Source organism: Micromonospora sp. NPDC049359 (assembly GCF_044466585.1).
Taxonomy (GTDB): domain Bacteria; phylum Actinomycetota; class Actinomycetes; order Mycobacteriales; family Micromonosporaceae; genus Micromonospora.
In genome coordinates, this window is the sequence record NZ_JBITMW010000001.1 from 321,596 (window position 1) to 336,695 (window position 15,100).

Annotated in this window: 13 protein-coding genes; all 13 read left to right on the forward strand. The window is 68.1% G+C overall.

What is annotated here, in order from left to right:
• The first annotated feature begins 184 nt into the window (after positions 1–184).
• The 13 genes from ACIBTX_RS01535 to ACIBTX_RS01595 all read left to right on the forward strand — a co-directional run bounded on the left by ACIBTX_RS01535 (position 185) and on the right by ACIBTX_RS01595 (position 15,090).
• A complete protein-coding gene (locus tag ACIBTX_RS01535) occupies positions 185–1,912 on the forward strand; it encodes a non-ribosomal peptide synthetase (RefSeq protein WP_357124300.1) in 1,728 nt (575 codons plus the stop codon).
• Positions 1,909–3,123 (forward strand): cytochrome P450, encoded by a 1,215-nt coding sequence (locus ACIBTX_RS01540; RefSeq protein ID WP_357124297.1) that lies wholly within the window; start codon positions 1,909–1,911, stop codon positions 3,121–3,123. The genes ACIBTX_RS01535 and ACIBTX_RS01540 overlap by 4 nt, the downstream gene beginning before the upstream one ends.
• Positions 3,120–4,415 carry an MFS transporter gene (locus tag ACIBTX_RS01545; protein ID WP_357171920.1) on the forward strand — a complete coding sequence of 432 codons (1,296 nt, stop codon included), beginning with the start codon at positions 3,120–3,122 and terminating at the stop codon, positions 4,413–4,415. Before ACIBTX_RS01540 ends, ACIBTX_RS01545 begins: the two co-directional genes overlap by 4 nt.
• Complete coding sequence (locus ACIBTX_RS01550) at positions 4,412–6,325, forward strand: hypothetical protein (RefSeq protein WP_396831889.1); 1,914 nt, start codon at positions 4,412–4,414, stop codon at positions 6,323–6,325. Before ACIBTX_RS01545 ends, ACIBTX_RS01550 begins: the two co-directional genes overlap by 4 nt.
• 8 nt (positions 6,326–6,333) lie before the next feature.
• Positions 6,334–7,602, forward strand: coding sequence for an ATP-grasp domain-containing protein (locus tag ACIBTX_RS01555; RefSeq protein ID WP_357124287.1), 1,269 nt, complete (start codon positions 6,334–6,336; stop codon positions 7,600–7,602).
• Between the two features lie 473 nt (positions 7,603–8,075).
• Positions 8,076–8,918, forward strand: a complete 843-nt coding sequence (locus ACIBTX_RS01560; RefSeq protein WP_396831890.1) for a class I SAM-dependent methyltransferase — start codon at positions 8,076–8,078, stop codon at positions 8,916–8,918.
• Positions 8,919–8,937: 19 nt separating this feature from the next.
• Positions 8,938–9,666, forward strand: a complete 729-nt coding sequence (locus ACIBTX_RS01565; protein WP_396831892.1) for a class I SAM-dependent DNA methyltransferase — start codon at positions 8,938–8,940, stop codon at positions 9,664–9,666.
• Positions 9,663–10,667, forward strand: coding sequence for an LD-carboxypeptidase (locus ACIBTX_RS01570; protein WP_396831893.1), 1,005 nt, complete (start codon positions 9,663–9,665; stop codon positions 10,665–10,667). The genes ACIBTX_RS01565 and ACIBTX_RS01570 overlap by 4 nt, the downstream gene beginning before the upstream one ends.
• Positions 10,664–11,341 (forward strand): SDR family oxidoreductase, encoded by a 678-nt coding sequence (locus tag ACIBTX_RS01575; RefSeq protein WP_357394183.1) that lies wholly within the window; start codon positions 10,664–10,666, stop codon positions 11,339–11,341. Before ACIBTX_RS01570 ends, ACIBTX_RS01575 begins: the two co-directional genes overlap by 4 nt.
• Before the next feature lie 88 nt (positions 11,342–11,429).
• A complete protein-coding gene (locus ACIBTX_RS01580) occupies positions 11,430–12,467 on the forward strand; it encodes a phytanoyl-CoA dioxygenase family protein (RefSeq protein WP_396831895.1) in 1,038 nt (345 codons plus the stop codon).
• 24 nt (positions 12,468–12,491) lie between these two features.
• Positions 12,492–13,406: a phosphotransferase gene (locus ACIBTX_RS01585; protein WP_357124269.1), complete on the forward strand. Its 915-nt coding sequence runs from the start codon at positions 12,492–12,494 to the stop codon at positions 13,404–13,406.
• An 80-nt stretch (positions 13,407–13,486) separates the two neighbouring features.
• The gene (locus tag ACIBTX_RS01590; protein WP_396831897.1) at positions 13,487–13,936 is read left to right on the forward strand and encodes a hypothetical protein; all 450 of its coding nucleotides are present in this window, start codon (positions 13,487–13,489) and stop codon (positions 13,934–13,936) included.
• Complete coding sequence (locus ACIBTX_RS01595) at positions 13,933–15,090, forward strand: hypothetical protein (protein ID WP_357124263.1); 1,158 nt, start codon at positions 13,933–13,935, stop codon at positions 15,088–15,090. The genes ACIBTX_RS01590 and ACIBTX_RS01595 overlap by 4 nt, the downstream gene beginning before the upstream one ends.
• Positions 15,091–15,100: the final 10 nt, after the last annotated feature.

Sequence of the window (15,100 nt, forward strand, 5' to 3'; positions counted from 1 at the left end):
CCGAGGCGCCGCGGGACTCCGGCTGGATTCCCCCGGACTGGCAGCCCAACAGCACCGATCACATCGCCTTTCAACCAGACATTTCTGAGATCGAAACGAGGGAGCGCCCGTGGTAGACCACAGATCGACACGCCCGGCCGTTGACACAGTGCCACCGCCGTCACCGCAGACCCTTGTCGAGCTCGTGTCCGCGACCGCCGCTGCCTATCCCGACCACAGCGCGTGCCGCGACGACCAGATGGATTTCACCTACCGCGAGCTCGACCGGCTCTCGACCGACCTCGCGCTGGCCCTCGTGGAGGCCGGCGCCGAGCCGGGCGATCGTATCGGTCTGCTTCTCGAGCGTTCGGCCATCGTTCCGGTCGCACTCCTCGCCGTCCTCAAGGCCCGAGGCGTCTACGTGTGCGCAGACCCACGGGACCCCGACCAACGTCGCAAGGAGATGTTCTCCCGGGCCGGGGTGGCCCTTGTCATGGTGTCGAGTTCGTTCGTCCACCGCGTCGACGGCGACGCGAAACTTCTCGTACTCGATGCCGGCGACCTTCCGGCGGCGTCCGGGGCGGTCGACGACCTCACCCCGCCGTCGCCGTCGGATGCGGCCGGCCTGGTCTTCACCTCCGGATCGACAGGTCAGCCCAAGGCCATCGTGCTCGGGCATTCGGGCCTGACCTGGTTCGCCCTGAACGACGCGCTGCCCGACCTGGGCACCGACGACTGCATGGGCCAGATCTCCAGCCTGTCCTTCGACGCCTTTCACTACGAGATCTGGCGTGCCCTGGCGACGGGCGCGACGCTGGTTACGCTGCCGCACATTCCCCAGATGCTCGCCACCGGCATCGAGCGGCAGCTGACCTCGCGAAGGATCACCGCTCTTCTGGTGCCGACGATGGCGTTCAACCACATCATCGAGGCGGATCCCCGGGCGTTCAGCGGAGTGCGGGTGCTGGGTGTCGGTGGGGACGTGCTCGCCGTCTCCGCGGTGCGCAAGCTGTACGACGGAGGCTTCGCTGGGGCGTTGTACAACCTGTACGGCCCCGCCGAGATCACCACCGCGTGCACGATCCACGCCGTCCGCCCGGCTGATGCGGACGAGCCGAGCATCCCCCTGGGTCGCACCCTGGACGGCTGCTCCATCGAACTGGTGGACGAGGCGGGTCGCCCCGTGCCTCCCGGCACGCCCGGCGAGGCAGTCATCGCCGGGCCCGGCGTGAGCCTGGGCTACCAGGACAGCCCGGTTGAGAACGCTGCCGTCTTCGGGACGGCCGTGATCGGGGACGCCGAGGTGGCGACGTACCGCTCCGGAGACATCCTCGTGCAGCACGATGACTGGCTCGAGTTCGTGGGCCGGCGCGATCGGATGGTCAAGGTCAGCGGGCACCGGGTGGACCCGATCGAGATCGAGCGTGTTCTGCTCGATCACGAGTCCGTCGACGACGCTGTGCTGATCGTGGAACGGCAGTCGGTGGAGCCGTCCCTGGTCGCCATCGTCGTACTGCGCTCGGGGGCGAGCGTCGCCGAACTGCGGGAGTTCGCCGAGTCGCGGCTCCCCGCGCACCTGGTTCCGCACTCGTTGGTCACCGTGGATCGACTCCCTTCCACCGACCACGGCAAGCGCGACGTGAGTGAGATGCGCATGCTCGCTCTCGCCGAGAGCGCACGCCTGTCGGCCTTCACTCCCCCTGTGACCGAGACGCAGAAGCGGGTCGGGGCCATGTGGAGCACGCTCCTGCGGGTCTCCCCCGTGGGTCTCGATGACGACTTCTTCCGGCTCGGCGGCAACTCGATCCTGCTGTTCCGCCTGAACAAGATGATCAAAGCGGAGCTCTCGGTCGACCTCGGCTTCAAGGATCTACTCCAGGAGAAGACGCTCACCGCGCTGTCCGAACTGATCGATGAGCGGGCCACGCGATGACGCAGTCCTTTCCCGACCTGCGCGACGCAAATCTCTTTCGCACCAACGCCCCCGAAGCGATGTTCGCGCAGCTGCGGAAAGAGCAGCCTGTCTACTGGAATGACGGTGGGTCGGAAGAGGGTTTCTGGAACCTCTCCCGCTACGCGGACGTCTCCGCCTGCTACCGCGACCATGACTGGCTGAGCTCGCTGAGCGGGGCCATCATGGGCAGCTCCTTCCACTCGGACCAGGACTCCGCCAGGAGCAAGATGCTCGTCGCGAGCGACCTGCCTGAGCATCGGAACTTCCGCCGGGTGTTCCTCGGAGCTCTCGGCCCCGCGATGGCGCAGCGAATCCGCCAGCAGCTCCAGGCCCTGCTCGATCGCGAACTCGGCATCCTCCTGGCCGACGGCGGTGGCGACTTCGCGCGTTCCATCTCGCGTCAACTTCCGGTCGCCGCGCTGATGACGCTGCTCGGCATCGACGAGTCCGCCGCCAATCACGTCGTCGACCTCACCGACGCCGTGGTCGGCTACCGGGACGAGACGCTGTCCGACCTCTCCGTGCCCGAGGAGACCCGACGGGCCGTGGCACAGATAGAGCTGCTCGGGTTCCTCGACGAAATTCTCGAGGAACGACACGCCACGCAGCCCCGTGACGACGCCCTCAGCCACTTCCTCGCCGCCGAACGCACCGGCACGCTCACCCGCGACGAGGTGATCTACAACCTCGTCAATCTCGTCTTCGGTGGCAATGAGACGTCCGCCCACACGGCGTCCGGGTCGTTGCTGCTCATGATGCAGGAGCCGTGGTCGTACACCGCGCTGGTCGAGAACCCCGATCTGGTGCCCAACGCACTCACGGAGATGCTGCGGCTCACCTCCGTCGCCGCCTACGTCAAGCGGGTGGCCACCAGTGACAGGACGATGCACGGCACGACGATCAAGGCCGGGCAGACCGTGCTGCTCTGGATCTACTCCGCCAACCGTGATCCTTCAGAATTCGAGAATCCCTTGGAACTACGCCTCGACCGAAAGGCAACGAACCACCTGGCCTTCGGCGTCGGCATTCACCGCTGCGTAGGGGCGACGCCGGCGCTGGTCGAGCTCGAAACGCTCCTTCACGCGGTCGCAGCGCTGAAGGACGTGCGACTGATCCCGGACGGTGAGCCCGTGCGACTGCAGTCCAACTTCATCCGCGGCTTCACCTCCCTCCCGGTGCGGGTCAAGTGACCGACGAGATGGAGCAGACCCCGAGCCGTCCGGGGCTGAAGCGCGAGTTCCGCCTCCTGCTGACCTCCCAGGGCGTCAGCGGCTTCGGCGATGTCCTCGCCCTCGTGGCAATTCCGTTCGCGATGCTCGCGCTGGACAAGAGTGGATTCCTCACCGGGCTCGTCCTCGCCGCGCGCACGATCGCCCAGGTGGCGGTGCTGCTGCTCGGCAGCGTCGCGGTCGACCGCTTCCCGCCTCGGCCGCTCATGATCGCCGCGGATCTCGTGGCCTTCGGAACCCAGGCCTCGATCGGCATGTTGATCGTCTTCGGCAACCCCTCGGCGTGGCAGCTCGTGGCGTTGTTCGCGGTCAACGGGGCAGCCGCGGCGCTCTACATACCGGCGACGAGCAAGATCCTGGCCGGACTCGCCACCGGCCGCGACCTGCAGACCGCCAACGCCGGTCTGTCCATGACCTTCACGTCGGTCGGCATCCTCGGGTTCCCACTGGCGGGCCTCCTGGTGTCCGTGACCTCGCCCGGTGTCGCGTTGCTGGCCGATGCCCTGACGTTCCTCACCAGTGCCCTGCTCCTGACGCGCATCCGTGGGATCCCGGCAACTGTCGCCCAGTCGGACAGCTCCTGGGCCGCCGACTTTGTGACCGGGGTCAGAGAGGTGGCACGGACGCCATGGCTGACCGCCGGGCTCGCCAACGCCGGAATGTTCCAGATGCTCGTGCTCGGCATGCTGCCGGTGCTGGGCCCGCTCCTGGCGATCAAGCACTACGACGGCGTCGCCGGCTGGTCCGCGCTGCTACTCGCGAGCTCGCTCGGGATGTTGGCCGGCGGATTCGCCTCCACCCGCTTTGTTCCGAAGCGCCCGCTGCTGGCCGCGTACACGGCGACCGCGCTCGGGGTCGCGCCCGGCCTGATCCTGCTCGCGACGGGTGCCCCCCTGCCGATCACCCTGGCCGGCATGTTCGTCTACGGCGTAGCTCTCGCGATCTTCAACACCCTCTGGGGCACCACCGTTCAGCAGCGCGTGCCCGGCAAGATGCTGGGGCGGGTGTCGGCGCTCGACGGGTTCGTCTCGTACGGGTGCCGGCCTCTCGGCCTGCTGCTGGCCGTTCCGGTGGCTGCCGCCACGAGCCCGCTCCTCGTCGTGGTCATATCCGCCGTCGCGGTGGCGCTGCTCGCCGCGACCGTCTGTGCCGTGCCGGTGTTCCGAGGAGAGGAAGCCTCGCGACGTCTCCGCGAACGGCCCGACGTGAGTGACCCGGCCGCCCCGCAGCATGAAAGGCCGGTCGCCCGATGACACAGACCAGCATGCTCTCGCAACACCACGACCTTGACACGTACGTGCGCGAGCTCGCGGACCCCGACTCGTTCCCGGTGCTGCGGAGCCGGAGTGCACCGGTCGACGTCACGTCGCTGGGAACGCCGGACAGGTCCCGACCGGTCGCCGACCTTCGCGTCGTGTGCGTCTCAGCTTCGCCTGTCGCCCGCGTCGCCGAGGCGCTGGCGGCCCGCTTCGGTGGAACGGTCATCACGCTGCCGGCCGGCGGCCTCGGCGAGCATCTCGTCCTCGACGATCAGGCCGCCCACGTACTCGTCATCGCCCTCGCCGACGAGGTGTCCGTCGATGACGCCCTCGCCGTCGTCGATCGGGTCAACGCGTATCGGGACCGGCCGGGCGGGCGGGTACCCCGGCTCGGGTTCCTGACGGCGGGCGACCTGGACCAGCTTTCCTGGCTGATCCTGAAGAACCTGGCGTCGGGGCATCGTGAACCGGCCTCTCGCAAACACGTGTTCCTGAGCCCCTTCCCCAATGGTCCGCTGCTGAGCGCCGGCGCCTTGGTCCTCAGCGGGGCGCAGGTCACCCGCGAATCGGTCCACCAGGCAGTCGTCGCCGGCAGCGCGACCTTCCTGTCGATCACGTCGTCCGGGCGGGAGCACGCGGTACTGCTCAACGACACCGTCCTGTGCGGCAGCGATCACGAGTCCCGCCGACAGTGGCTCGAGCTCGGTACGGGTGGTGGGGCTCCGCACTGCGCGTTCGAGGGCACGTGCTTCCTGCCCGGAGTGAGCCTGGACGACGTGATCGAGGCGAGATCGGTCCGAGCCGAGGTCGTCTTCACCAACTCCTGCCTCAGCTGGCGCCCGCACAGCGGCCGGGCGCCCCGTCAGTTCCTCCTGACCAACGCGCTCAGCTCCGGCTACGCCGCGGCGGCCATCGGCCCCATGTTCCCCTCCCACACGACGGACTGGGCCACCGAGACGTTCCACCGTCTGTGCGACGCGGGAGTCCCGCTGGGTGAGGTGGTCGCAGCCCTCAACGGCAGGGCGAGGGAGACCGGGACGGAACTGCCCTACTTCGCCCTGCTCGGGTTCCCGTGGTTGGTGGCCGGTGGAGTCGCACCGGCCGACGAGGCCACCTTGAGGCGTTGGGCGGCCGACGCCGCACGCTCGGCCGATCCCGACGTCGCGCCCGCTGCGACAGCCCCGACATCCGGTTACGGCACGGCAGCGACCCCGCAACAGCTGCTGCGGAGCCTGCTCGATCTCGGCCTGAACTCGACGGCCCTCGAAACCTGCGTGGCCGAGTTGGAAGCCCGGTCCGTACCCGACCCGGACCTTCTGGCCCGGGCACAGATGGCGGCGGCCGCCGAACTCATCGACTACACATCGGCCACCTACTCCGGGTTCGACAGCATCTGGGAGCCCGTGTTGGCCACCCGGACCCACGCGTCGCGGACGCCGTGCCCCTACTGCGACGCCACCGTCGAGGAGTTGGTCGGCACCAGCCCGGACCGACCCTGGACCTCCCGCACGGCCGCGTTCTGCCATCGATGCAGCCACGTGTGGGACGCCCCCGCCGATCCTCAGCTACAGGTGCCGCTGATCGACATACCCGAGGTCTGGCATCGCGGGGAGGACGTTCGCGGGACGGTTCGACTGCGTCCGGGCGCCGACGGCTGGAGGACCGACCGACTCACCGTCGGCTGGTTCCTGCACGGGCAGTACTTCCAGGGCGTCGACGTTCCGGACCCCGGTGAGGTACGGGTGACGCCCGGGAGCACCGACGATGTCCTGCTGTCGGCGCAGATGCACGTCAACAACGACGCCTTCCCCTATCACCAGCATTTCTGTCGCGTAATCGTGATCGCGTCCGGCGCCGTCCACCTCGGCGGGCGAGCGTTCGCGATCGTTCCCGAGGAACGGTGAGACCGAAGATGAGTGTCCCCCGCCAAGTCCAACCGCAGGTCCTGATCCTTTCCGAGCTGAACGCCGGCGGAGTGCGCTACATCGTGCACGCCCTCCGGGAGCGGGCGTACTCGCCCGTACTCGTGTCCAACGAGCCCGACGACCTCAATCGAGGACTGTGCGACGGCCACGTCCTGGTCGATTGGGCGCACGACTCGGAGTCTCAGCTTGCCGCCAAGGTGGCTGCCCTGGCGCCGGCGCCGGTTGCCCTCATCAATCTCGTCGAAGCCCTGATCCCGTGGCAGATCCACCTCGTGGAGCACTTCGGCGTGCATGGGGCTTCGCCCGGTCTGGCCACACTTCTCAGCAAGGCGAAGGTCAGGTCGGCGATGCGCGAGCACGGCCTCTCCGACCTGCGGTTCACGGCCGGGCCGGCCGCGTCGTTCCCACTGGACGACGTGCCGGGCTTCCCGGTAATCGGCAAGCCGTCGCAACGCAGCGGCGCGTCCCGGAGCGTACGGCTGCTGCACGACCGTGCGGAGGCGACTGCCTTCCTGCTCGAAGCGGCCCACGATTTCGGCGCGGACTGCGAGATGATCCTTGAGGAGTTCGTCCCCGGCACCGAGTTCTCGATGGACGGTCCGGTGACCGGTTCCCGGTTCACCCCGGTGGTCATCTTCGAGAAGGACGCGCACGTCGGGCAGCGCTTTCACGACACCGGGCTACTCGTCTCCCCGCCCACGTCCGACGGGGTCGACGAGGCCGCCCGGCGCCTGGCCGACCGGGTGTCGCAGCTCTGCGCGGCCATCGGTGTCGACGAGGCCTGGTTCCACGTCGAGGGCCGGGCCGCCGGCGGCGTCGCGGAGCTGATCGAGATCAACCCGCGCGTGGGCGGCGGCGTGAACCTGCACGCCGTCACGCAACTCACCGGGCTGAACCCGATCGACACCCTGATCGACATGGCGCTCTTCCACCCCGACGAGCGCAAGCCGAGGGAGCCCGCTCGACAACCTCATCCGGTCGAGGCCCAGCTGTGGGGCGCGCTTCCGATCCAGGCGGACGAGGCAGGAATCGTCACGTGCCACAGTGCGGTGGCCGACCTGCTGGGCCTGCCGGGCGTCGTCGACGGTCTCGTCCTCTCCCCCTACCGGGCCGAGTCGATCGACCAGGAGAACTTCTTCGCTCACTTTCTCCTGGCCGCACCGGACGTGGCGACCCTGCGGGCTCGCGCTGCCGCAGTGCGCGACGCCCTGGTCTACACGGTCAGTCCGCTTCCGGAGCACACCGCCGCCGGATGACCGTCTGCCGATTTTTCCGCCAATGCCCAGCAAGGTGACGGTGATCCCGAACAACGTGTCGGCACGGGCTGTCAGACGGGGTTGAATCCGCTTTCTGACGCACTCCGCACTTCATGCCACGACCGCACTCCTACCCCACGCACAAAAGGCATACCAGCCAATGATCAGCCACCGAACCGGGTGCGAAACACCGAGTTCAGCGGGCGTGCACTTGGCTGCCCAAGACCCTGAAGAAACCGTCGATCAATTGATCAGAAGCCCCTTGTCGCACGTCACTGTCGTCCGGTAGGTTTCCTAGATATCGAGAACAGCCGCTCCAACCCCACCGAGGTGACGCAACGAGTTCCTACGCGCCGAGATGCCCGGTAATGACCGAACCAAACATTTGTCTCAAGCATCCGCGACTATGCGCATTCTTCGTTGATCAATGCCCTTTTACTCTCGACCAGTGAGGCCGCGTAGCTATGTCACTCATGAGTACTGAGCAGTTCGAAAAGTTCTTCGAGCCCTACGCCCCCAATGTGCAAGGATTCTACGAGGCACCTTTCTGGGCCTTCTCCGACGCGCTGGTGCGTGCGCTCATGGACAAACATCTGGGCATCCAGGCCGGTCAGCACATCCTCGACGCCGGAGGTGGCACCGCCCGTTGGGCGCTCTGGGCCGCCGAGCACTTCGACGTGGACGTCACCGTCGCCGACAAGTCGGAGAAGATGGTCGAGGAAGCGCTCCAGAACGTCGCCAAGTCGCCCTTCGGCGAACGCGTCACCGTGGTGCTGTGCGACCTCGAGGACGCTCCCATGCTGGCGGACGAGTCGTTCGACGCCGCCATCTCGACCTACGGGGTACTCAGCTTCCTGGACCAGCCGGCGGCGGCCTTCGACACCCTGGCACGCGTGCTCAAGCCGGGCGCCCAGGGCATGTTCATGTCCCACTCGCTCTCCAACGCGCTGCACTCCAAGCTGAGCCGGGACGGCGTCACCCCGGAGGAACTCGACACCCTCCTGAACGACCAGATCGTGCGCTGGGCCGAGCACGTTCCGCCGCTGCGCGTGTACTCCGCGTCCGACCTGCGGGAGCTCGGCGAAAGGGCCGGCTTCGAGGTTCCCCGCGTGTACGGTGTCCCGCTGCTCACCTACCCGGGCCCCGAGGACTTCGGCTACCCGTACGAGAAGCTCGGCTTCGTGTCGAACGCGCTTCAGGACCAGGAGTTCTTCAACGCGGCGCTGGCGGCGGAGCTGAAGGCGTCGGAACGCCCGGAGTGGGCCGACCGCGGGGTCAACCTGATGGTCCACGTCCGGAAGCCCGCCGATGCCTGACGTAGGGGCCGGCGTCGAGATGCCGTACGCGCAACTGGCTCCCATCTACGACCGGTGGACGGCCGAGAACCCGTACGACCGGTGGGCCGACTTCGTGGAGCGACGGCTGAAGCAGCACGACGCCCGGCGCGTCGTGGACCTGTGCTGCGGCACCGGACGCCTGACGCGGCTGCTTCGCGGGCGAGGCTTCGACGTCACGGGGATCGACGGGTCCGAGGAGATGCTCGCGCAGGCCCGTGCGATCGACGGCGAGGGGGCGGACTACCTACTGCGGACCCTCCCGTCCGCCGATCTCGGCGGCACGTACGACGCCGGGTTGTGCACGTTCGACAGCGTCAACTACATGGCTGCGGACGGCGCGCTCGCCGAGCTGCTTCGCGGCGTGGCTACCGCCCTGCGGCCCGGGGGTGTCTTCATCTTCGACGTGAACACCCAGCGGAAGATCGAACAGGTTTTCGGCTCCTCGCACTTCGGCGACGATCTCGATGATTTCGCCTATGTCTGGCGCAATCGTTACGACGCGGCGACCCGGAGCATCGAGTTCCTGATCACCTTGTTCACGCGCGGCGATGGCGCGAGCTTCAGCCGGGCGACCGAGTATCACCGGCAACGGTGGTTCACCGAGGACGAACTCGAGACAGCCTGTGCGGAGTCGGGATTTCGGGTTCTGGAGGATCTCGACGACTACACCGACAACGCCGTGACGCCGGACACCATGCGACGCTGCCTCGTTCTGGTCAAGGAATGACCCAGAAGCTGCTCTACCCTTCGCCACTGCGGCCCGGTGACACGGTTGCCATCGCTTCTCCGTCGAGCCAACCGCCACCAACCCCTGCGCGGTTTCGTCGTGGTGTCGCCTTTCTCCGTGCGTCGGGGTTCGAGGTTCGTGTGCCTGAAGGAGCAGCCAGGTCAGAGCCTCGATCCCCGGCGCAACGCGCGGAAGAGCTCAACGCTCTGCTCATTGATTCCTCCGTGCGCGCGATCATCGCCAGCATCGGTGGCTACAACAGCAACGCCCTCCTACCGATGCTGGATTTCGACGCGCTGCGTCGAGACCCGAAGTTCCTCGTCGGCTACAGCGACATAACGGCTCTTCACCTGGGGATCCTCAGCCGGGCCGGAGTTGTCTCGTTGCATGGGCCGACCCTGCTGCCGGAGTTGGCGGAATTCCCGGCGCCGCAACCCGTTTCGGAACAGGAACTGCTGCGGTTCTTCTCCGGGGCCTGGGCGGGCCCTCTTCCGCACGTGCCCGCGTGGACGGATGAATTCCTCCAGTGGGATCAGGACGATGTCCGGCCCCGCACGAAGACGTCCGGGCCGGAGCAGCGTTGGCTTGGCGCCGGGAGCGTCTCCGGGCCGCTGATCGGCGGCAACCTCGAGACCCTCGAGGCACTGCTCGGCACCGCCTATTTCCCGAGTCTGAACGGTGCGATCCTGTTCTGGGAGACCTGTAACACGTCGCTCGGCCCCATCGAGCGCTCGCTGGATCATCTGGAACAGGCCGGCGCGCTCGACGACCTCGCCGGCGTGGTCGTCGGCCGCACCTTCCGTGCACCGCCCGAGCTCTCCGCCGAGATCGAGAAGGCGATGGTCCGCCGACACGGCGGCAGCGGGATGCCGGTCGTCCTCAACGTCGACATCGGGCACACCGATCCGATGCTGACCCTGCCGATCGGCCATCAGGCATCGCTGGACGCGGACGCGCGGGAACTCGTGCTGGCACCCCGACCCGGCGAGGAGCTGCGATGAGTTCCGCGCTCGTCGTGGGCGGCCGGCGCGGACTCGGCCGGGAGGTGGCCGAGCAGCTGGAGCAGGCAGGTTGGTCCGTTCTGCGCACCGGCCGTTCACGGGCGGACCTCGAATCCGCGGACGGTCGTGCTCGCGACTACGAGCCGCTCGATCTCCGTGACGACAGCTCGGTGGCGCGTCTCGCCCACGCCCAGGCGTCGCGTGGCAGGACGTTGGATCTCCTCGTGATCAGTGCCGGGAGCGCGTCGCTGGGTGGCATGACCGAGCTGGAGCCAACCACGTTTCTCACGATGCTCGACGAGCACGTGGTCGGGACCTATCGACTGGTCCGGCAGTTCCGTCCGCAGCTGGCCGCCGCTCGCGGCCACGTGATTGTGGTCCTGTCACGGATGGGCAGCCGCCCACGGCCGCACGGCTACGGGTACGGAACGGCGAAGGCCGCAACGGGGTTCCTCACGCAATGCCTGGCCATGGAGCTGGAACCAGACGGGATCCGATTGAACTACGTCAGTCCTGGGGCGATGGACACCGACATGTTCCGCACCGCATTCCCTGGCCGAGATCCCGCGACCGCCCTGGACGTGGGGGATGTCGCCCGGACGATCGTCGCGCTGACAACGCCGGAGTTTCACCATCTGTCGGGCGCGGTCATCGAGCTCCCCAGACCTCGATGACGAGATGGGTCGACGTCGCCCGCGGGCTGATCCTTGAGCCGCACGAATTCCAGTCCGGAAATCACATCCTCCCGAGGGGGTAGGGCCGGTGACAGAAGACAGGCACCAGATCACCGCTTTCCATGACTCCACCCCGGATCTCGACGATCCTGGGGCGCTGCTCGGCAGACTGCGCAGGGACGGCTACCTCTTCCTCCGTCAGGTCGTGGATCCCGAGCTGCTCGAACGCGTACTCGCCGACTTCACCCGACCGATCGGCGAGAACGGCTGGTTCCTCGGTGATCCGGCCGACCGGCGAGCCGATCCGGCCAAGTTCACCGTCGAGCCGCAGGAGAACTACCGACGCGTCTACCACCAGGCGTACCGGTCGGAGGCGTTCCACAGCGTGGGCCACTCGATACGGGACAGTCTCCTGGAGCCGCTCCTGGGCGAGGCCGCGCTCATTCATCCTCGCCCCATCGGCCGCATCGTCTTTCCGGCCTCCAGCGCTCCTCGCAACATGGACTTCACCACGCCGGCGCATCAGGACTTCGTGTCCGTGCAGGGCACGACCAACGCGTACACCTGTTGGGTGCCCCTGCACGACGTCTCCTGGGAGGACGGGCCGTTGGCCGTCGCCGAGGGCTCGCACCTTTGCGGCGTACGACCGAGTGTCCCTGCCCGCGGCACCGGCGGCACAGTGATCGAGGATGTCCCGGACGAGGACTGGCGCAGCGGCGAGTTCACCCGCGGCGACGTCGTCATCTTCAATTCGCTGACGGTCCACCGCGGCTTGCCGAATCGCTCCGACCGGTTCCGGATATCGACCGACTTCAGGTTCCAGCCGCTCACGGAGCCCATCTGCGACCGTAGCCTCGCACCGTCGACCTCCGCGCTCGCCTGGGACGCGCTCTACTCCGCCTGGAAGAACGAGTCGTTGAAGTACCACTGGGATCGGCCGGAGCTACGGACCGTTTCGTTCGACTTCCGCTACGAGGAAGAGCGCAACCGACAGGCGATCGAGTACGCGAGGCGCGGCGACACGCGAGCGATCTCTTCCCTCCAACGGATGGCTGTGCACGACCCGGACCCCGCTCGTCGCCAGCTCGCCGGTGAGCTGCTCGCGTCGTTGAACGCGGTCGTGTAGTGCCGGAGACCGACAAGGATCGACATGAGAAGTGAACTGGCCCAGGACCGCCCACCGGCTGATCTGGTACGCCGGGTGGAGCTGCTCCTCGGTCCCGTCCGGGACTGGCAGAAGGTGGTGCGCGGCTTCACCGGGGCCGAACGATGGCTGGTGGTCGGCGACGACGGCGGCCCCCGGTTCGTCAAGGCGGCCACGGACGAGCTCACGGCCCGATGGCTCCGGGACGAGGCGGTGATCTACGAACGCGTCGATGCGCCGTGGTTGCCGGAGGCGATCGCCTGGGACGCGGGCGGAAGCCGTCACCCGGTCCTCGTTCTCGAAGGACTGCACGACGCGCAGTGGCCCCCACCCTGGGACGCCACCATGATCAGCCTGGTACTGGAAACGCTCGACGCGGTCCATGCCATCGAACCTGACTTCCCGCTTCCGCTCCTGCGGGACGACGTCGAGCTGCTTGGTGGTTGGGACGTGGTGGCTGAGGACAGGAACCCGTTCCTCGCGACCGGGCTGGTGTCGGCCGGCTGGCTGGACCGGGCCCTACCTGCACTGAGCAAGGCGTCGGCCGCGGCGTCGGTCGACGGAACCTCTCTGCTGCACCTCGACATCCGCAGCGACAACCTGTGCTTCACGTCGGCGGGTGTCCGGATCGTCGACTGGAACTGGGCCGCGATCGGCAATCCGGTCTTCGACATCTGCGCCTGGCTGCCGAGCCTGCGAAGGGAAGGCGGCCCGTTGCCGGACCAGGTGCTGGCCGGGCAGGGCGAGTTCGCGGCCGTGCTCGCCGGCTACTGGTGCTCCCAGATGGGCCTTCCCGACACGGGCCCGCCCTCGGGTCGTCGGCTGCTCCAGCGCGATCTCGGGAAGATCTCACTCGACTGGGCCGCGCGGGAACTCGGGCTCGACGCACCGGACGGCACGGCCGACCCGAGGCAGCCGTGAACCGGCCCGCTCCGTACGCCGAAGCCCGTGCGATGGGCCTGCGACGGGTCGATCCGCGGGAGTGGGCGAGCCTGCGGGGTTTGCACGAGACGCTCAGGTCGGCGAACTGGGACCGCCTGTCGGCTCCGCTGATCGCGCCATGGTCCGACAACCGGTGCATCTTCGTCGGCATCCCGGTCTCGGCGGGCTCACGCCTGGGGCCCCGTCAACACTTCACGACCGCGGCCGGCGCCACCGGTGCCTTCTCGGTGCGCACCGTGGGTCTCGACTTCCAGCTCGTGCCCGGGGAGCGCCTGCGCCGACAGCGGCTCCCCCTGGCGGTGTACTCCGTGGGCGATGCTCTCGGGACCGACGGGAGCATCGAGCACGACGTGCTGCTCGCCGAGGAATGGTCGCGGCCCGAGCACTCGGCGAGCGATGACCTTATGACCGTTCTCGCCTCCTCCGGATGGCAGGTCGCGCACGAGACCACCGACCTGACGTCGGTGTTGCGGCGGGTCCGGACATGCGCAGTGAGGATTGCCCGATGATCCCCGACGTGAGCCGGAAGATCCCCGCCTACCGGCGACGACTGATCGCGGCCGGTTATCTCAGCCGCCATCACATCGGCGCCGGCTACACCAATCTCACCGGCGACGGTCTCGACCTGGCCGAGCGCCTGATGGCGACCTTCCATGACCTCGTCGCCGCGCACTGGTCCGTGGACTGGGTGGCGCACGACGCGGTGATGAGCGACCGGACGAGACTCGACACCGCCCGTGCAATGTCCGAGAACTTCGACTGTTACCTGCTGGAGGACGGCCGACCCGTACTCTTCGATCTCAACCTCGCGCACCTGCGCTGGCTTCGGGCGGCAGCGCTGGATCGGACCGCCCGTGCCGTCGTGTCCGCGAGTGGGATCTACCGACCGGTCGCGCGCACCGAGCCCCTGATCCGCGACGAGTACATCGCGCCGTTCATGGCAATGCACGTCGTCGTGCCTCGCGGCCAGTTGGCCGAGGGCTGGGCGGCCGTCGAGGACATCCTGGCGGGCATCGCTGCCGCGGTCGGCGCTCCCCTGCTGCTCGTCGAGCAGCCTCCGCCGCCTCACTACGCCGACCGGTGCCTCGCGGCCCTCATGCCCGATCCGCGGGACTCGCTCGAGCCGTGGTCGCTGGCCTACGAGCTCGGGCCGGAGTTCCTCGCTCACCTCGACGCCCCGGACACCGCAGTCCTCGAGATTGGGATTTCGGGACGTCTGCTGGCCTTCCTGGCCCAGCTTCAGACCGGTCTCGCCGCGGCCTTCGGAAGTACGGTCGCGCCCCTTCACGTCCATGTTCGTGGCGAAGACCCCCGCGCGGAGAGCATGGACACCGGGCTGCGCTGCCGGGTGGAACGCAGGCCGGTCCCCGCCGGCGCGTTGGCACCGGTGCTCTGGGTGCCGGGGCAGGCCAGGGCGGCGCTTCTCGTGGAGGACTACTCCCGCTGGTACCCGGTCGACGACCCTCACCAGGACCTGCCTGAGCTGCTCGGCCGAGCCGACAGGTTGCTCGCCGACGGCGCGACGCGACGGCTGACCGACATCATCCACGGCGCGCACGCCGTACATGGTCGCCCGACTCGCGGGTCGCTGCGGGTCCTGCGCGCCCCCGCCCCGGATCTCGTCGGCCAGCACCTCGTACGACGGTCCTACCAACCTGCGTGACTCGCCGTGG